This is a genomic window from Mesorhizobium tamadayense, from assembly GCF_003863365.1.
Classification (GTDB): domain Bacteria; phylum Pseudomonadota; class Alphaproteobacteria; order Rhizobiales; family Rhizobiaceae; genus Mesorhizobium; species Mesorhizobium tamadayense.
The window spans coordinates 64,866-80,936 of the sequence record NZ_RQXT01000021.1; the positions used below are offsets into that span (position 1 = coordinate 64,866).

17 protein-coding genes and 5 pseudogenes are annotated in these 16,071 nt (G+C 61.2%); 9 read left to right on the plus strand and 13 right to left on the minus strand.

From position 1 onward, the window contains the following. Nucleotides 1-279: 279 nt before the first annotated feature. From EH240_RS18030 to EH240_RS18050, 4 genes are all read right to left on the minus strand, one after another. On the minus strand, nucleotides 280-519 hold the full coding sequence (locus EH240_RS18030) for a hypothetical protein (protein WP_125000685.1): 240 nt from the start codon (nucleotides 517-519) through the stop codon (nucleotides 280-282). A 172-nt stretch (nucleotides 520-691) separates the two neighbouring features. Beyond that, nucleotides 692-1,384, minus strand: a complete 693-nt coding sequence (locus EH240_RS18040) for an SOS response-associated peptidase (RefSeq protein ID WP_125000691.1) — start codon at nucleotides 1,382-1,384, stop codon at nucleotides 692-694. A 9-nt stretch (nucleotides 1,385-1,393) separates the two neighbouring features. Beyond that, entirely contained in the window at nucleotides 1,394-1,774 is a 381-nt protein-coding gene (locus tag EH240_RS18045) for a hypothetical protein (protein ID WP_125000694.1), read from the minus strand. Next, the gene (locus tag EH240_RS18050; protein WP_125000697.1) at nucleotides 1,774-2,061 is read right to left on the minus strand and encodes a hypothetical protein; all 288 of its coding nucleotides are present in this window, start codon (nucleotides 2,059-2,061) and stop codon (nucleotides 1,774-1,776) included. Before EH240_RS18050 ends, EH240_RS18045 begins: the two co-directional genes overlap by 1 nt. Before the next feature lie 147 nt (nucleotides 2,062-2,208). Here EH240_RS18050 and EH240_RS18055 point away from each other — a divergent pair, with 147 nt between their 5' ends. Then, nucleotides 2,209-2,457 (plus strand): hypothetical protein, encoded by a 249-nt coding sequence (locus tag EH240_RS18055; RefSeq protein ID WP_125000700.1) that lies wholly within the window; start codon nucleotides 2,209-2,211, stop codon nucleotides 2,455-2,457. Between the two features lie 276 nt (nucleotides 2,458-2,733). Here EH240_RS18055 and EH240_RS18060 read toward each other — a convergent pair whose 3' ends face one another. The 4 genes and pseudogenes from EH240_RS18060 to EH240_RS18075 all read right to left on the minus strand — a co-directional run. Next, nucleotides 2,734-3,024 (minus strand): hypothetical protein, encoded by a 291-nt coding sequence (locus EH240_RS18060; protein WP_125000703.1) that lies wholly within the window; start codon nucleotides 3,022-3,024, stop codon nucleotides 2,734-2,736. Between the two features lie 248 nt (nucleotides 3,025-3,272). After that, a complete protein-coding gene (locus tag EH240_RS18065) occupies nucleotides 3,273-3,725 on the minus strand; it encodes a Ros/MucR family transcriptional regulator (protein WP_125000706.1) in 453 nt (150 codons plus the stop codon). Nucleotides 3,726-4,226: 501 nt separating this feature from the next. After that, a pseudogene (locus EH240_RS18070) lies at nucleotides 4,227-4,436 on the minus strand (AAA family ATPase); the annotation flags it as partial. Nucleotides 4,437-4,448: 12 nt separating this feature from the next. Continuing rightward, a pseudogene (locus EH240_RS18075) lies at nucleotides 4,449-5,601 on the minus strand (GTP-binding protein); the annotation flags it as partial. A gap of 8 nt (nucleotides 5,602-5,609) precedes the next feature. Between EH240_RS18075 and EH240_RS18080 the strand changes: the two are divergent. Next, a pseudogene (locus EH240_RS18080) lies at nucleotides 5,610-5,754 on the plus strand (GTP-binding protein); the annotation flags it as partial. 55 nt (nucleotides 5,755-5,809) lie between these two features. On the opposite strand, the gene aztD reads toward EH240_RS18080, so the two are convergent. From aztD to EH240_RS38500, 3 genes and pseudogenes are all read right to left on the minus strand, one after another. Then, entirely contained in the window at nucleotides 5,810-7,660 is a 1,851-nt protein-coding gene (gene aztD / locus EH240_RS18085; RefSeq protein WP_425374811.1) for a zinc metallochaperone AztD, read from the minus strand. A 9-nt stretch (nucleotides 7,661-7,669) separates the two neighbouring features. Beyond that, nucleotides 7,670-8,679, minus strand: a pseudogene (aztC, locus tag EH240_RS18090) (zinc ABC transporter substrate-binding protein AztC). A gap of 18 nt (nucleotides 8,680-8,697) precedes the next feature. Beyond that, nucleotides 8,698-8,874, minus strand: a complete 177-nt coding sequence (locus EH240_RS38500; RefSeq protein ID WP_206075283.1) for a hypothetical protein — start codon at nucleotides 8,872-8,874, stop codon at nucleotides 8,698-8,700. A 99-nt stretch (nucleotides 8,875-8,973) separates the two neighbouring features. Between EH240_RS38500 and EH240_RS18100 the strand changes: the two genes are divergently transcribed. The 5 genes from EH240_RS18100 (at nucleotide 8,974) to EH240_RS39080 (ending at nucleotide 12,471) form a co-directional block, all read left to right on the plus strand. Continuing rightward, complete coding sequence (locus tag EH240_RS18100; RefSeq protein WP_281035135.1) at nucleotides 8,974-9,399, plus strand: Fur family transcriptional regulator; 426 nt, start codon at nucleotides 8,974-8,976, stop codon at nucleotides 9,397-9,399. Then, nucleotides 9,392-10,558, plus strand: coding sequence for a CobW family GTP-binding protein (locus EH240_RS18105; protein ID WP_125000712.1), 1,167 nt, complete (start codon nucleotides 9,392-9,394; stop codon nucleotides 10,556-10,558). Before EH240_RS18100 ends, EH240_RS18105 begins: the two co-directional genes overlap by 8 nt. 34 nt (nucleotides 10,559-10,592) lie before the next feature. Then, nucleotides 10,593-11,597 carry a CobW family GTP-binding protein gene (locus EH240_RS18110; protein WP_125000716.1) on the plus strand — a complete coding sequence of 335 codons (1,005 nt, stop codon included), beginning with the start codon at nucleotides 10,593-10,595 and terminating at the stop codon, nucleotides 11,595-11,597. Between the two features lie 78 nt (nucleotides 11,598-11,675). Then, a complete protein-coding gene (locus EH240_RS18115) occupies nucleotides 11,676-11,948 on the plus strand; it encodes a nitrate reductase (RefSeq protein WP_125000719.1) in 273 nt (90 codons plus the stop codon). Nucleotides 11,949-12,138: 190 nt separating this feature from the next. Next, nucleotides 12,139-12,471, plus strand: coding sequence for a DUF3299 domain-containing protein (locus EH240_RS39080; RefSeq protein WP_342634093.1), 333 nt, complete (start codon nucleotides 12,139-12,141; stop codon nucleotides 12,469-12,471). Between the two features lie 117 nt (nucleotides 12,472-12,588). On the opposite strand, the gene EH240_RS18125 is transcribed toward EH240_RS39080, so the two are convergent. Further along, nucleotides 12,589-13,416, minus strand: a complete 828-nt coding sequence (locus EH240_RS18125) for an alpha/beta fold hydrolase (protein ID WP_125000725.1) — start codon at nucleotides 13,414-13,416, stop codon at nucleotides 12,589-12,591. A gap of 116 nt (nucleotides 13,417-13,532) precedes the next feature. Between EH240_RS18125 and EH240_RS18130 the strand changes: the two genes are divergently transcribed. Then, entirely contained in the window at nucleotides 13,533-13,805 is a 273-nt protein-coding gene (locus EH240_RS18130; RefSeq protein WP_125000728.1) for a metal/formaldehyde-sensitive transcriptional repressor, read from the plus strand. Nucleotides 13,806-13,833: 28 nt separating this feature from the next. Further along, nucleotides 13,834-14,801, plus strand: a pseudogene (gene dmeF / locus EH240_RS18135) (CDF family Co(II)/Ni(II) efflux transporter DmeF). Between the two features lie 836 nt (nucleotides 14,802-15,637). On the opposite strand, the gene EH240_RS18140 reads toward dmeF, so the two are convergent. Beyond that, complete coding sequence (locus tag EH240_RS18140) at nucleotides 15,638-15,949, minus strand: DUF736 domain-containing protein (protein ID WP_125000731.1); 312 nt, start codon at nucleotides 15,947-15,949, stop codon at nucleotides 15,638-15,640. Nucleotides 15,950-16,071: the final 122 nt, after the last annotated feature.

The following is a 16,071-nucleotide window of genomic DNA, read 5'->3' on the forward strand; positions in this document are numbered from 1 at the left end:
GGGGCCACAGACGTGCATGAGCGAGTCCGCGAGCCAGTTGATGTTCAAGGAGTTGTGTTGGGCAGCCGTGCTGCTCGTTGTCTACGACGTAAGGGCTCCCCCGTCGTCGGTTATCACGCGGCGTTACACCCAGAGTGCCCGGCGCCGGTTCTCTCAAGGCACGGTGCAAGAGTGATCTAGCGCGTGTAGTCAGTCAAGGTCGTTCAGTCGGCCTGTATGCTGACAACAAGTTGCTGCAGCGCAAGCCAATCTCGAACCGCTACACAAAGGCAGGATTCTTCATTTCCTTGCTCGGATCATCGCCCGCGCGATTGCCAGTTCGGCCTCGACCCTGGCGTTTTCCTTTTGCGTCATGTTGTCGGCGGCGATCAGACGCCGCAGGGCACGCATGACCTCGCCGCGCGCCCACCCGACTTCAAGCATGCAGTCGACGATCGCCTGGAAGCCGGGCTCCATTGCTTCCTGGCAGTCGAGCTCGCGGTCCGGGTAGGTAATGTCGCGTCTAGGCCGGCTGATCATAGGAACTTCTCTCCCTCGCCACGGTGCTCGAAGCAGAACCAGTGCGACGGCTGCCTTGGTCGGGCGAAACCCCAACCGGCATCCTTGCAGCACCCGGCGTGTTCGCAAACGTGCCCGAGAGGTCCGTGATCACGCGGCTGCACAAGCTCTCCTGGGCGGGTCGGTTCGTCGCTCATAGCAGCTTGATCGGCTCGATCAGCCCGGCGTGATCGTTGGGCTGCTTGTTGATGGCGGCTGCATTCACCTCCCGGCCGACGCGGTAGAACTGCAATTGTCCCTCGATGTCATGGCTGAGAATGTCTTTCAGGTCGCCAGCCGGCGTCTTCGGGTCAAGCCAGGCATCGTAATAGGCCGGATCAAGCATGAGCGGCTGGCGGTCGTGGATCTGATTGACCGGCGCCGCCGACGGCTGGGTGATGATGGTGCAACTGGTGACGTCGAGCTTCGAATTATAGGCCCATAGGCCGGCAAACGAGAAAGGCGCGTGGCCGGGCTGGAAAATGTGCCAAGGGTCTTTGCCGCCGTCGGCCGGGCTCTTGGTCCACTCGTAGTAGCCGTCAGCCGGAACAAGGCAGCGTTTGGATTTGAAAGCATCTCGGAATGCCGGCGTCGTGTCGGCCGTCTCGATCTTGGCGTTGAACATTGTCGCCTTCGGCATCTCCTTCGCCCAAAAGGGAACCAGCCACCATCGTCCGGTGCGAACGTTTTGGTTGCCGTCGTCGGCCACCGTGATGAACGGCACTTCGTCAGTCGGTGCGATGTTGTAGCGGGGCGCGTCGTTCCGCCCGACATCGGCGGGCGCTGTCAGCCGGTAGAGGCGGTGGATTTCCGACCACGGCAGGTACCTAGTGTAGCGTCCGCACATCCATCGACCTCAGTTCCGCAGGGCTTCCGGCACGCTGAGTGGCCCAAGCTCCAGAATTCGCTCATAGGCGCCCTGGCGACGCCAGACGCCGCGAGCGCGCCCATGCTCCCTGTCTCGCTTGGGATCGAACATGATGGCGCCGAAGTGGTCAAGGAAGGCCGCCGCGGCCGCTCGGTCGGCAAAGCAGTGCAGCCGCCATTGCTCTTGCGTTCCATCCTCCCAAACCGCGATCACCGCTCTTGTCCGGCACGACAGGCGGCGCTCCTCGAGAAAACGCCGGATGAGCGTGTAGTTGCGATCCGTGCAGATGTCATCGGGCAGCGCGACCTGGTGCGGCATCTCGCGGTCGATAATCGTAGGCGCCGGAATACCGCGGCTGCGTGTGACCATCAGTGCTGCTTTTGCCGGCCGCGCACCCTCCACGCTTCCTGAATATGAATGTCCGTCTGGTCGCGCATCGCATCGGAAAGTGAAATCGCCAGGTCCAGATCGTTCGGATAGATCGCCATAATCCAAGTCGCCGTCAGCTCCGTGATGGCCTGTTTCTGACTGACATTGGATAGGCCGCGCAGCGGCTTGACCATCTTCGCGACGGCGCGACAAATGTCGGGCATTTCGCGCTTCACTGTGGCGAATGTTTCCGGTTGCTCAGCTTCGGTGGCACGCATCGGTTTCATGGGCGCTGTCTCCATTTTTGCGATAGTGAACAAAATGAGAACAAAAGAGTCAAGCGCCTCTTGACCACACAGGAATATGTTCCTCATTTCAGCATATGCCGGAACAACCCGAGAAGTGGCCGCGGGGCGCCGCCTGGACCCTAACGCATGCCCACGACGCGGGGCAGGTGGCGGGCATCCACTGCGCGCTTCTACAAGCCGCTCGAGTTGCGGGAGGTGATCGGCAACGTCACGATCGACGAGGTGAGAAACAAGGTCCGCTGCCAGCAGTGCAAGAGCCGAGAGTGGATGAGCGCGCAGCTATTCCACCCCACCGGAGAGCAGGCGCACACGATCCGCTTCCGGCGTCTGGTGCAGATCCGTTGGGAGAAGCGCGTGATCTGGCGCGATGAATAATTGAAGTGGGAGCGGCCCGGCAGGCTGGCGGGGTAGGCCAGCAAACGCCGGGCCTAACCGGTGGGGGCTCGGGGGCGAGACACGGCACCGGCTGAGGACAAATATATCCTTGTGCCGAAATGATCCGCACGCATCCATAAGGCGGAGCCGGGAGTAGCCCAGCTCCGAGCAGACGCACACGATCCGATGCAGGCCCTCATGGAAATCCGCTGGGAGATGCGAGTAGTCTGGCGCTATGAGCAGTGGGCCAACCATCCGCGACGCTGGCCGGGTTTCCTATTCGTCGCTGTCCTCGCTATTGTTTTCGTCGTCGGATTGGCTGTTTCGACCGGCGTCATCCGATTGCTCTTCAACGTACGCTTGGCAGCCTTCGTTGAAGGATCGGCTATCTCCGTCGCAATCCCGCTCGTCGGTGATGTCGTTCCTTGCGGCCCAGTCATAGCCCGCCTCGTGGCCCGAGCAGTCATCCGTGCAATCGTAGCCGTGGAACGTCTCTTGCGCGTTTGCCGGGCCAGCAAGAGGGCCGGCCAGCGTAAGGGCGCCGGCCGCGACAAGAATCCGGATCATCACAAAATACTCCTATTGAAGCCCGGCGGTCGGGTATTCTGTGACCTTGGCGAAGATGAGGCTCGATAACCGACCCTCAGTCCCAATCCTGATCAGGTGTCGCGGGACGGCGATTCCAGCTTCTAACTGCTTTCAATTCGTCGATGCAGACCGGGCCGGATGCGCCGCAGCCGTCGCATCTCATCACAACGCGCGCCTCGCCCGTCACGCACGGCCGGAGCTTGTGCAGAACGGGCAAGGCTCCGCGTTCATCGCGGAGAACGCTTCTTACCCGTGCTTTTCGCCGGCGTTGCCGCAGACTTCCGGCCGAGCCCACTCGACTTCGCCAGCGCCGAACGTTGGGCCGCGTAGTTCGGCGCCACCATCGGATAGTCCGGCTTTAAGTTCCACTTCTCCCGGTACTCGTCGGGCGTCAGCCCGTAGTGCACGTCGAGATGGCGCTTCAGCGATTTGAATTTCTTCCCGTCCTCGAGGCAGATGATGTAGTCCGGGAACACCGACCGCTTCGGATTGACTGCGGGCGGCTGGGCTGGGTTCTCAGGCGCGGCCGGCTGTCCGATTTTCGACAGCGACGAATTCACGCTTTCGATCAACTCTGGAAGAGACGCAACCGGCACTGGGTTTTTGCTGACGTAGGCAGACACAATGTCCGCGGTGAGGTCGATCAACTGGCTTCGGCTGTTCTCAATCTCTTCCGGCATGCAGTAACTCCGTTCGCAGCGATAGTAGATGAAACCTCTTAGCCGGTTTTCGGCGCAACGCAACAGTGTGAATACGCTACCTGTACGAAGCCATGCCAACCGCCGCCATAGTTCGCTTCCAAAGGCAATCTTGGCGCGAGGTACGAGTGACGCGAACAACTACGTCGCCGATATCAACGCGGTACTTTCCCTTGTCAGTTGTCCGAACGCGCTCCCGTTAATTTCGACCAGATAGTCGACCGGTGTAACAGGATCGACGACCACGGTAATGCTGCGCAGTTGCTCGAGTTGAAGCGAGATCAACTCGGGCTTAAGCGTGCCGGCAACCGTTGCAAACTGATTGGAATCATTCCAAGCAAATCGCACTTCACCAGTCGACCACTTCGCAATCACCCCTTGTGATTTGATAGAGAAATAACCGGCATCCTTGATCGCTAAGGCGACCTTCGACGCGTCGTTGTGGTTGATACCTGCATGGGTCGCTCGGGAACTGAAGACCTTCGCCCGGTCAAGCCCGCGGATGAAGCCGGCTGGATCGGACTGGGGGCCTCGAGCACCGTTCTGATCGTCAAGCGTGATATAGGTTCGTTCCGCGTTCCCCATTTTCCGAACAAGCGTAGTCTTACCTGCCCGGCGCGGCCCGACAATCAGGACCACCGGGGTGTCGACAAGGGCGTCTTCCACCCGGCGTTCCACGAATCGCTCGTACATACCGTTCCCATTCTAGGCAATTGGAAGTATCAGGCATGATAATTGGGAGCCAATGACATGAATATTGGGACCATTAGCGCCGCAATCTGGATCGAACCCCGTTTCAATGAGCTCTGCGGCCGAAGCACTCAGTGATGCGGTCCACCGGCATCGCACCACTTTGTTTTGCCATTCCCGCCAGCGGCCGGGCATAAAGTCCGTCTCGGGCGCTAGGCAGGCACCTAGCCCGGCGCCGACCTTTGCCTCGTTGATCGGATCTCACCCGATGAAGACGATCTCCTGGCGCCGATCGCCCCAGACCGGATCGAGATCATCGCGGCCTTCCATTCCGGGTGGTCAGGCCACTGATGCTTGGGAACCGAGGCACCACAGGCCGCGCTTGCCGGTGCGGATCAGCGCGCCGGCCTGGCTGATCTCGCCGACATAGTGCGGACGCGTCGCCAGCCAGAAGAAGCCTTTGGCGCGCACAACACCTGGCCAGGATTTGTTGATGAAGGCCTTCAGCTTCATCGGATCGAAAGGCCGGCGGCGCGACAGGCGAAGGTGCGGATGCCATACTCCTCGGTCTCAGGGACATGGTCCTTGAAACCGTCGAGTTCCGGGAACCAGAGCGGATGCTGCTCGGCCTTTCCGAAGTCGAAGCGTCCTGTGTTCAAAACCTTGGACAGGGGAACTTTGCCGAAATCGGTTTCGACCGGGTCCGCGTCCGGATTGAGGGCGCGAACGATCTTTCTCGACAGGTCCAGATTGTGTGAAGAAATTTCGGAGACCTTGTTGAGCACGATTCACATCGGCGAATTCGATCTGCTCCACGAGCAGGTCGACCAGCGCTCGATCATCGCTCTCCAAACTTCACCGCGGTCACGCAGGAAATCCTGCGAAGAGTAATTCTTCAGGAGATTGGCCGCGTCCACGACCGTGACCATCGTATCCAGGCGGGCGACGTCCGAAAGACATGTCGCGCCATTCTCACGAAAGTCGAGGCAAGTAGTCGAAGCGGCAGTCCTGCGAGAGACGACGCACCTCTTGGAGGAGATCGTCGCGCAGCGTGCAGCAGATGCAGCCATTGGTCATTTCGATGAGTTTTTCGTCGGTGCGGGAGAGGGTTCGGGCCACCGTCGCGGACGAGTGCTGCGTCGATGTTCACCTCGCTCATATCCCCCAGAGGTTCCCATGCTTGACACAGCCAAATCCTCCAATCGTCTGCCCGTCGCTGTCCTCTCCGGCTTCCTCGGCGCCGGTAAGACGACCCTTTTGAACCACGTCCTCAACAACCGTGAAGGACGCGGCGTCGCCGTCATCGTCAATGACATGACGCAGGAGAGGTGCGCCCGGCCATCGAGGCCGGGCGCATGCGAAGAGCAGCGCCGCGGTCAGTGCGCCATCATCTCTTCGACGATCTGCTTCGCGCTCAGCGAGGACGGGTAGTAGGTCGGCCAGTTCGTCAGCTCTTCCAGCAGGGCAGCGCGGTCATCGCCCCAGTAGAGGTGATAGTGATCTGCTCTCTCCGGCGCGATTTTGTGATCGCTGAACTGGATGAACTCGGGAGCGTCGGCGTCACCATCGGTCTTCTTGAAAATGAAGCGTACGCCTCGATTGCCCTTCTCGTAGCTCAGGATCTCGTAGCCGTCGCTGGCATAGCGGGCCTTAAGCGGCGTGCCATTCTGGAAGAAGGTCACGACATCGCCATCGATCGTGATGCGCTCGACGTCGGTCTTGTAGCCGATTTCGTAGTGGGCCTTGTACTCGTCAGCGGTCTGCTCGCCGCTTTCCGCCTTGTGCGCCATGACCGGATCAAGCGTTCCGTCCTGGAGGTAGGAATAGACTGACTGCCAGTCGCCGGCCCAATCGGACAGGGTGCGGTCCTTGACCTGATCGTCCTCAAAATAACCCTTGTAGACCCGGTCATCCCCATGATCGTGGCTGTGAGCCTCCTTGTTCTCGGAATCATGGACCTGGCCGGAGCCGCCGACCGCGACGATGTTGTAGGGTTTTCCTTCGACGGCGATCTCGCCTGCTTTCGCGAAGGAAGCCGCGTTGACGAGATGCAGCTTGGCTTGCAGCGGATCCGTCACGACGATCTTGTCGCCGGCGACTGCGATGCGCGGACGCGGATCGTTCCAGTGCCCTTCCATCGAATAGGGGTCGGTGAGCTTGAGCGAGTTGGCGATTTTGCCGGCCACCACATCGAGCTGATGAAGCTGGCCATCTTCGGTGAAGACATAGGCGAACTTCGGCCGGATCGAATCGACGGCGAAATGGACGCGCCGGGTCGGGAGTTCGATTAGCCGGAATGCATTGCTTTCCGCTGTCGGGTCAATCAGCACCACCTTGTCGGAGCCGTAGTTGCCGAGGAAGTATTGCAGGCCCCTGCCGCCGATCAGCGTCGTCGACTTGCCATCCGGGAGCGAGGCGTCATAGGCCAGATGGCGGATTTCGGGTGCGTCGTCGCCGTCGGTGAGAACCAACAGTCCCGATGCACAGGCAAAGGCAAGAATGTTGCCCGATGATGCTTCGCCATGGAGGTCGGGGCATTCGGCGATGTCGCCGACCTGGGTGCCGGCCTCATCGACGGTCCTGATGCCGATCGGGAGTTCGTCCGGTTTTTCCTTGTTCGGTTCCGACAGAACCACATGGGAGCCATAGGCGACTGCGACGCCGTGCTGCGGCGCGGCTGTCTTCACCTCCCGAAAGTCGGACTTGCCTTCCAGCGCCGCTTTCTCAGAGATGATGCGGGCGACACCTTCCCCGTCGAAAAAAGCAGCGAACTCGCCATCATGCTCGACGAAATGCGACGGCTTCTGTCCCACGATCTCGGCGCCGGTCAGCTTCGGCGCCTCGACATCGATGTCGCCATGATCGCCATGGTCATCGAACGAGATCCCGCTGGCGATTGCCGTAACCGTGCCGGCATCGCCTTGTACGGCGAAGACGCTGCGGCCGTTCACGCTGCGATAGAGCGATGCCGGGCTCTTGATCTCGAACGTCTCGAGCGCCTCGCCCTTGACCGCATCGACGACTGTCACCTTCGGCTGCTCGCGGTCCGAGACAAAAAGGCGCCAAGCGGTAACCTCGTCGGCAAGGGCTGCACCTGCCGAGAGCGACAGGACAAGCGCGAGTCCTGTCTTGGACACAAGGTTCGTACTCATGGTCGTCTCCTTAATGTTATTACAAAACCGCAACAGGCTGAAGAAAAGGCGGATTGCTCCGCCTTTTTCGCCCATTGGAGGCAATCAGCTTCGCAGCACAGCGCCTTTGATCGCGTTGACGTTGTGCGTCATCATGTCGATGTAGGTCGATGCGGGGCCGCTTTCGTCCGAAAGTGCGTCGGAATAGAGCGTGCCGCCGACCTTGATGCCGGTCTCGCTGGCGATCTGCTCGATCAGACGCGGATTGGTGATGTTCTCGACGAAGATCGCCGAGGCCTTGTCCTCCTTGACTTGTTTGATGAGCGCGGCGACATCCAAGGCCGAAGCCTCGGCTTCCGTCGAGACGCCCTCAGGGCAAGGAACTTCAGCCCGTATTCATGCTGAAAGTAGCCGAAGGCGTCGTGCGAGGTGATGATGGTGCGCTTGTCCGAGGGGACCTCCGCGACGGCCGCCTTGATCTCGCCGTCCAGCGCTTCGAGCTTTTCCCCATATGCCTCGGCATTGGCCTTATACGTATCGCAACCGGCAGCATCGGCGGCACAGAACGCATCGGCGATGTTCTTCACATAGACCTCGGCATTGTGGACCGACTGCCAGGCGTGCGGGTCAAACTCACCGTGGTGATGATGACCGTCATGCGTGTGCTGGTGGCCTTCCTCTGCTTCGTCGTCATGGTCTGCCTCCGCAGCCGCGTGCTTAGGCTCGCCCTCGGCGGCTTCATCGTGGTGATGCTCTTCCTCGGAGTTCTTCAGCACCTCGCCACCTTTGGTCAGTTCCACAACCGGCGCCTTGGTGCCGCTCGCCTCGACGAGGCGCTGCAGGAAGCCTTCGAACTGTAGGCCGTTCACCAGCACAACATCGGCCGAGCCGACGGCAGCCGCATCCGCGGGTTTCGGCTCGTAGACATGGGCGTCGCCGTTGGGGCCGACCAGCGTGGTGATATCGACCCGATCGCCGCCGACATTCTTGGCGAAGTCGGCAATAATCGAGAAGCTCGCGACAACCTTGAGGTTCTCGGCCGAAGCGGTGGCAAGTGCTGCCGGGAACAACGTTGCCGCGCTCGCGGCAGCGGCGAACTTCAACATTCTGGACATTCGATCGTCTCCTTCTATTCAGGCGATACGGCGGGAAGCGTGGCGGACGCGCGTGGCGAGGAGGCCTCGCGTGTCGGCAAGGATGGAAATGATGTCCGTCAGCGATCCCCTGCGAACCACGCCACTGAGATGATGCACCGCCGCGTGGCTGTTATAGACCAACGTCAGGTCTTCAAAGGTCACGCAAGCAGACATCATTCCGTCTCCGCGGAAAGCCAATCAGGTCCCCGCTCTTGACGACCGACTATGTTATGTTATCACGTTCGTCAATGAAAAATGTTATACTATAACACGATGACAGCTCGCGCTTCCGCCCAGACTGGGCTTAGCAACCGAAGACATGGGCGCAATCGCCAGCTCGTGCTCGATGCCTTGGCGCAGGCGCAAAGGCCGATGGGGGCCTACGAGCTGCTCGCGGTTCTGCGTGAGGAGGGACTGCGCTCCCCACTCCAAGTCTACCGGGCTCTCGAGCAACTCATCGACGATGGTTCAGTCCACAAGATCGAGAGCCTGAGCGCCTTCGCACTTTGCACCCGTTTGGAGTGCGGCGGTCATGGCCACGCGACGTTTGCGATCTGCACGAACTGTGGGCGAACCAGCGAATTCCACGACGCCAAACTCGATCGCGTGTTGCGCCAGCTCGGCAGAAGGGAGGGGTTCAGCACCAGAGCAACCACGGTCGAACTGTCGGGCCTGTGCGAGAGCTGCGCGCATGGATAAGACGCCGGTCTTTGTCCTGACCGGCTTCCTCGGTGCCGGCAAGTCGACGCTTCTGAACCGGGTGCTCGCCGATCCGGCCTTTGGCGACACAGCCGTCATCATCAACGAATTCGGCGATGTGGCGCTCGACCACGACCTCGTGCGGGTCGGCGAGACGAAGATCGCCCGCACGACGACAGGATGCCTCTGCTGCACGGTCGGCAGCGATATCCGTTCGACGCTTCATGAACTCCATGTTCTGGCGAGCGCCGGCGAGATTGCATTCGGCCGAGTCATCGTCGAGACGACCGGGCTTGCCGATCCTGCGCCCCTCGTGAACCAGCTCATTCCGGGCGGCGCGCAGGCTTTAGGGCTGCGCGATAATCTCGTTGCCCGGAACTTTGAGCTGACCGGTGTCGTCACGCTGGTCGACATCGTGACTGGTGAACTGTCGATTGAGAACCATTTCGAGGCGACCAAGCAGATAGCCTTCGCCGACCGGATCGTGCTGGCGAAGACGGATCTGGCGCGCGATCCGGCTTCGGTGCGGGACATAGACAGTCTCAAGGTGCGGCTTGCAGGACTGAACCCGGCGGCACTCATCGACGACGGTCATCAGGAGGGATTCGACCCGGCCATGCTCTTCCAAAGGCGCGTCTATGCGCCCAGCTCACTCGGCGACGATGTCGTCGGGTGGCTCGCGCTCGAGGAAGCTGTTCGAGGTGACAGCGGCCACGGCTCGGAACCGAACCGGGAACCAACCGCTTCATCCTTCGCGCGCCATGGCGCGCGGATCCGCACATTCGCTCTCACACGCACCGACCCGATCGCTCGTGAAGCTTTCGGCAAGTTCCTCAGCCTCCTCGCCACGTCGGCGGGTCCTCGCCTGCTCAGGGTCAAGGGCCTCGTCCAAGACCAAGACGAGCCGGACCGGCCGCGCATCATCCACGTCGTCCAGCACGCCGTCTTTCCGCCCACCATCCTGAACGCCTGGCCGAGTGAGGACCGCCGGACCCGCCTCGTCTTCATCACCGACGGCATCGATCCGGAGCCCGTGCGACAGCTGTTCGAGGCAGCGCTGAACGGGAAACCTGGCAAGGCGGGACGGGCCTTGGGGAAGCTCGGCGCGAAGTCGCAGAAACCTTCAGGTCGGGCGCGAGCCAATTGGCACGCGCCCTGACCGGCTGACCACAACAAAACAGGAGACAACAACCATGCCCGCTCAAAATGCTGCACCAACACCTGTCACCGTGCTCACCGGCTATCTCGGCGCCGGCAAGACGACGTTGCTCAACCGCATCCTTTCCGAACAACACGGCAAGAAGTACGCCGTTATCGTCAACGAGTTCGGTGAGGTCGGCATCGATAACGACCTAGTCGTCGACGCCGACGAAGAAGTGTTCGAGATGAACAATGGCTGCATCTGCTGCACCGTGCGCGGAGACCTCATCCGCATCATCGAAGGTTTGATGCGGCGCAAGGATCGGTTCGATGCCATCCTTGTCGAGACGACCGGTCTGGCAGATCCCGCGCCCGTCGCCCAGACCTTCTTCGTCGACGACGATGTTCGCCAGAAAACCAAGCTCGATGCTATCGTCACCGTGGTCGATGCCAAGCACCTGCTGGGCGAGATCGACCAGGCGCACGAGGCGCAGGAGCAACTCGCTTTCGCCGACATCGTCGTTCTCAACAAGACCGACCTGGTAACGGCGGAAGAACTGACCGCGGTCGAGGCCCGCATCCGCAAGATCAATCCGACCGCCGCGATCACGCATTCCACGCGCTGCGACGTGCCGCTCGACCAGGTGCTCAATCGCGGTGCTTTCGATCTCGACCGTATTCTCGAGATCGAGCCTGATTTCCTGGATGAGGAACACGACCACGAGCATGACGAGCACGTCACCAGCTTCTCGCTCGTGACCGAGCAGCCGCTGGATGCTCGGAAATTCTTGCCCTGGGTGCAGATGATCACACAGCGCCTTGGCATGGACATTCTGCGCATGAAGGGCATTCTCTCCTTCAACGATGATGACGACCGCTTCGTTGTCCAGGCCGTTCACATGCTGCTCGAAGGCGATCATCAGCGTCCGTGGAAGGCCGGCGAAAAGCGCGTGAGCCGCCTCGTCTTCATCGGTCGCAATCTGCCGAAGGACATCATCAAGGACGGCTTCCTGAAATGCAGGGCCAACCTCGATCCGGTGACACCGCTGAACGCATAACGTCTCAAAGTATCATGTCGGATTCCGCCGCCTCCAAGCCGGCGGCGGAATCTTGCGGACACGGAATCGCAAGAAAGAATGAATCGTCTCGCAAACCCGTTTGCGCCGCGCCGTGCGCTGCCGGAGAAGACACGGCAGATCAAGGCATGGGTGTGCGAACTTTGTAACCTGGACGATGCTGTCGTCGTATCGGTCACCGAACTCGCCTGTCGGGATGAGGATTGTCCCGACATCGAGACCGTGATCGGCATCATGCGGCCCGGCGAAAAGATCGAAATAATCCGCGTCCACAAAGAGGTCGCCGAGGTGACGAGAGAAGATGTCATCGGCGCCGGCGGCAATTCGAATTGAGCCGTCCCGACCGGACGTTGCTCCTTGCCCCACGCCGGATTCTTATGATCGATGCCTGGTAGCGCGATCCGAAGCTATGAGGCCCTGATTCGATCAAAGAGTCTTGCAAACGACTGCTGTTATTTGGGTCACATCGATTGGTCGCACCTGCGGCCGCAGGGTCAAGGACAAGACAACGCTGTATTCCCCGGTGCGGCCTCCGTCTCGAAGGGGAACCCTGTCCAGTGATCTTGCGGGAGTAGTGGTGCGCCTGGAGGGCTATGTTCTGCCGATCGACCGCGAGCAGGATCTCGTCTATGAGTTTCTTCTGGTGCCTTGGCTCGGCGCGTGCAGTCACGCCCCACAGCCACCGCCGAACCAGATGGTGCACGTGATCCCGTCGGCCCCGTTCCGGATTGCACACGCGTATGAATTCGTGTCGGTCATCGGGACGGTTCACTCGCTTCCCGGGCTTCACTTGGTATCAGGACGGCCACGGCCACCATCGCGGGCCAGCAGCCAGGGCAAGGCGAGCATGCTGTGAAATCTTGAACGATGCATGAAGCAAGCTTGCGCTGTCGCGGCATCGGGTCAAGCCTGCGATGAACGTGCGTCGTGGAAGGTCATGATCACCCGGTTTGTTTGGTGGAGCGGTGCACCTTCAAGTACGAGCATCGAGAAATTCCATGATCGCTGCGGCGCTCTCGTCCGGAAACTCCTCGAAAAAAGAGAGCCTGCCGCGCGGCAGTTCCTGCGCCGTCACGTTGGGCAATGCGGCAAGGGCGATCATCTCAGCCTTTGACTTTCGTGGTGTCCGGCTGCCGTAGAGCAGATGGATCTCGACTCCGGCACGCCTTGCCGCGTCGAGAAAGGTTTGTCGGTCAGCGAACAGATCGAGTTCACCGGCAACGAAGCGGAAGGAAGCATGGCGGGCACCCGGCGCCTCGGTTACCAGGCGCTTCTGCGCCATGCGTTCGGACGTCAGCCAGGCTGGCTCGTCATAGACGTGCCCGCGCGCCATCATTCCGATCACCGGGCCGTTGACGTTGAGATGGTAGAAGGCCGGACCGACGAGCGGTAGGTCGACAATCCTGGCCATCGCCCGGAACAGCTGCATGCGCCTACCCGTCATGGTCGGCAGTGGTCCACGCCATGTCGGCGCGAGAAGGATCAGCCGGCCTGTGGCAGCCGGTTCGTCGGCAGCCAGCGCCAGCGCATAGCCCGCGGCATGGCCGGCTGCGATCGTGGCGACCGGCTTGACGACATCCGTCAGGACAAAACGCAGGAATGACCGGTAAAGCTCGGCCCGCCAGTCGATCTTCGGCCGCGGCAGATCGCCGAAGCCGGGCCAGTCGATCGCAATGGTCGAAAAGCGCGCGGCGAGTCGCTCCTGTAGAGGCCGCATCTCGACCCGGGTCGAGATCGAGCTGAGTGCAGGCAGAAGAAGAAGCTTCGGTCCCGCGCCGATGCGTGTCATGCCGACGGTCACGGACCTATCGTCGGCTCGCCATTCGATGCGTTCGTCACTCGCGTCCACGCTTCACCGTTCGACCGCTATATACTATAGTCCCCCATACCATATGAAAGGGAAGGTAGCCACCAACCATGTCCCATACAGTTCGGCAGAAGGAGAAGCTGATAGCGCGCGTGCGCCGTATCAGGGGCCAGATGGAAGGCATCGAAAGAGCTCTGGATACGGAAGCAGCCTGCGCCGAGGTCCTGCGCCAGCTCGCCTCCGTTCGCGGCGCCATGAACGGCCTGACGGCGGAGGTGATGGAGGACCATCTGCGCCAGCACGTGCTCGCTGCCGAGACCGATGCCGCTCGCCGTGACGGTGGAGAGGAACTGGTCGAGGTTATCCGGACCTACATGAAATAGGCCTGACATCCACGGCAAGGAACGGCCCATGGCCATCAGCGACATCTCCGACCTTACGCACGATCACGTCTTTCTCGGCGGGCACCACAGCCGCAACGAGCGCAAGGTGTGGCTGGTCATCGCGCTGACAGCCAGCATGATGGTGATCGAGATCACAGCCAGTACGATCTATGGCTCGATGGCGCTGGTCGCCGACGGCTGGCACATGTCGACCCATGCGGCAGCCATGCTGATCGCGGCTCTTGCCTATCTCTATGCACGTCGCCACGCGCGTGACCTACGCTTCACCTTCGGTACCGGAAAGCTCGGCGACCTCGCCGGCTTCGCCAGCGCCGTGGTGCTCGCCTTGATCGCGCTGCTTATCGGCTGGGAAAGCTTCCGACGCTTGTCCAATCCCATTCCGATCAGCTTCGGGCAGGCGATCGCCGTCGCCGCGGTCGGGTTGATCGTCAATGTGATCTGTGCCTGGTTGCTAAAGGACGATCACGCACACCATCACCGTGGGCACGATCACCACCACGCGTATGCACATGGCGATGCTCGGGGCGGGCACGGACAAGCGCGCGACAACAACCTGCGCGCCGCCTATCTTCACGTGCTGGCTGATGCGCTGACATCGATCCTGGCGATCGTCGCATTACTGCTCGGCCGCGCCTATGGCTGGCTATGGGCCGACCCGATCATTGGTCGGAGCGCTGGTCATCGCCCGCTGGTCATTGGGGCCTGATCCGTGATTCCGGGGGCGTACTACTGGACCGCATACCCGATTATGAGGATCTCCATGGGGAAATCCGCGAGGTCGTCGAGCGTAGCGGTGACCGCATCACCGATCTGCATGTCTGGCAGGTCGGGCCTGGCCATCACGCAGCGATCATTGCGCTGGCGTCCGTGGAGCCGAGACAACCGTCGCACTACAAGGCGCGTCTGGCCAAAATTGATGGGCTCTCGCATGTTACCATCGAGGTGGAACCGGCAAGGGCAGAACAGCGTCATTAAGCGGACATTGGTGAAAGTGAGGGCGCCGCTTGGGAGGAGATGACTCGCCGCCAAAAATATCCCCAGGAAACCGCTGACGAGACCGCCGGCGGTCGAAAGATCGGTGTCGCCGACATCCCAATCTATTCATCGCATGGAGGTGGTCGAGCGCTAGACATTCGGCGCCAGCATACAGCAAGCCAGAAGTCGCCGGCACGAAATTCGATCATGGGTCAGGATGTCGGCGAACACAGCACAGGCGGCCCGACCGATCCGGCAAAGACGGCCGCTCTCCGGCGACCACGATTCCGACTCGGTTCGACGAAGGCGACGATCATTACGCGCGCCGGCCCCTCTGAGCTTCTCCGGCTCGGCGCACTACGACCATGGAAAGAACCGGGGTGCGCAGGGGGCTCAAGCCCCTAGCCGTCGCTTCGACGAGATCCTGCAAGTTGGCCTTCCACCGCGTTGTGCTCTTCAGTCTCCAACACGCATTCGCGCAGCTCGGCCAGCAGCTCTTCTAAGGTGATGAGCATAGCTCCTTGTCGTTGACGACAAGTGCGATGCGGCGCACGAGGACCGGGGCAAGGCTCGCGCAGCGACCGGCGCAAGGAGGAGCCGAAATGCGTCACCATTTTGGTGAGGCCGTGCGGCCCTTGCGGCGGGAAACCGTAGGCTCGGGCAGGCAACAGAGAGGAACATCGAGAATCCGATAGCCCGCGTCCGGTTGCCGTCTCGGCGAGACGGCGAGGAGCAGCACCCCCGAAAGGCGGCGCTGGGTGCTCCTTCCGCCTGCCGGCGTTCGCTTGGGGACGGCCGAAGGCCCCGCCGTTGCGGCGGAGCCCTCGTCGAGGCGATCAGTCCCGGTTGGGGCGAGACCAGATCAGTTGCAGGCCTTCCTCGCCTTCCACCTCGATCAAGGTGGCGTAGATCGGCGCGGGGAAGCTCGGATCGTCCAGCTTGACCGAGAGGTAGTCGCGGCCCTCGTTGGAGACCTTCTGCCAGGCGGCTCCCAGTTCGACGCTACCCGAGTAGACGCGGAAGTGAGGGCCCTTGTCGGAGGGGTTCTCGACGCGGATCAGCTTGGCCTTGACGTTGAGGTTGAGGGTCTTGATGGCGCCGGAAAAGCCGGCGTTGCCGTTTGAGGTGAAAGTGCCGATGGTAGCCATGATGTCGTCTCCGTGAGTTTCTCGGGCCGCGACCACCGCGACCTCGATAGCGGTCGACAGACCGGAGGCGATCGGCCCGCACCCACCGGGGTCCCTGTTGCGCGTGCGCAATGGGGTGGTCC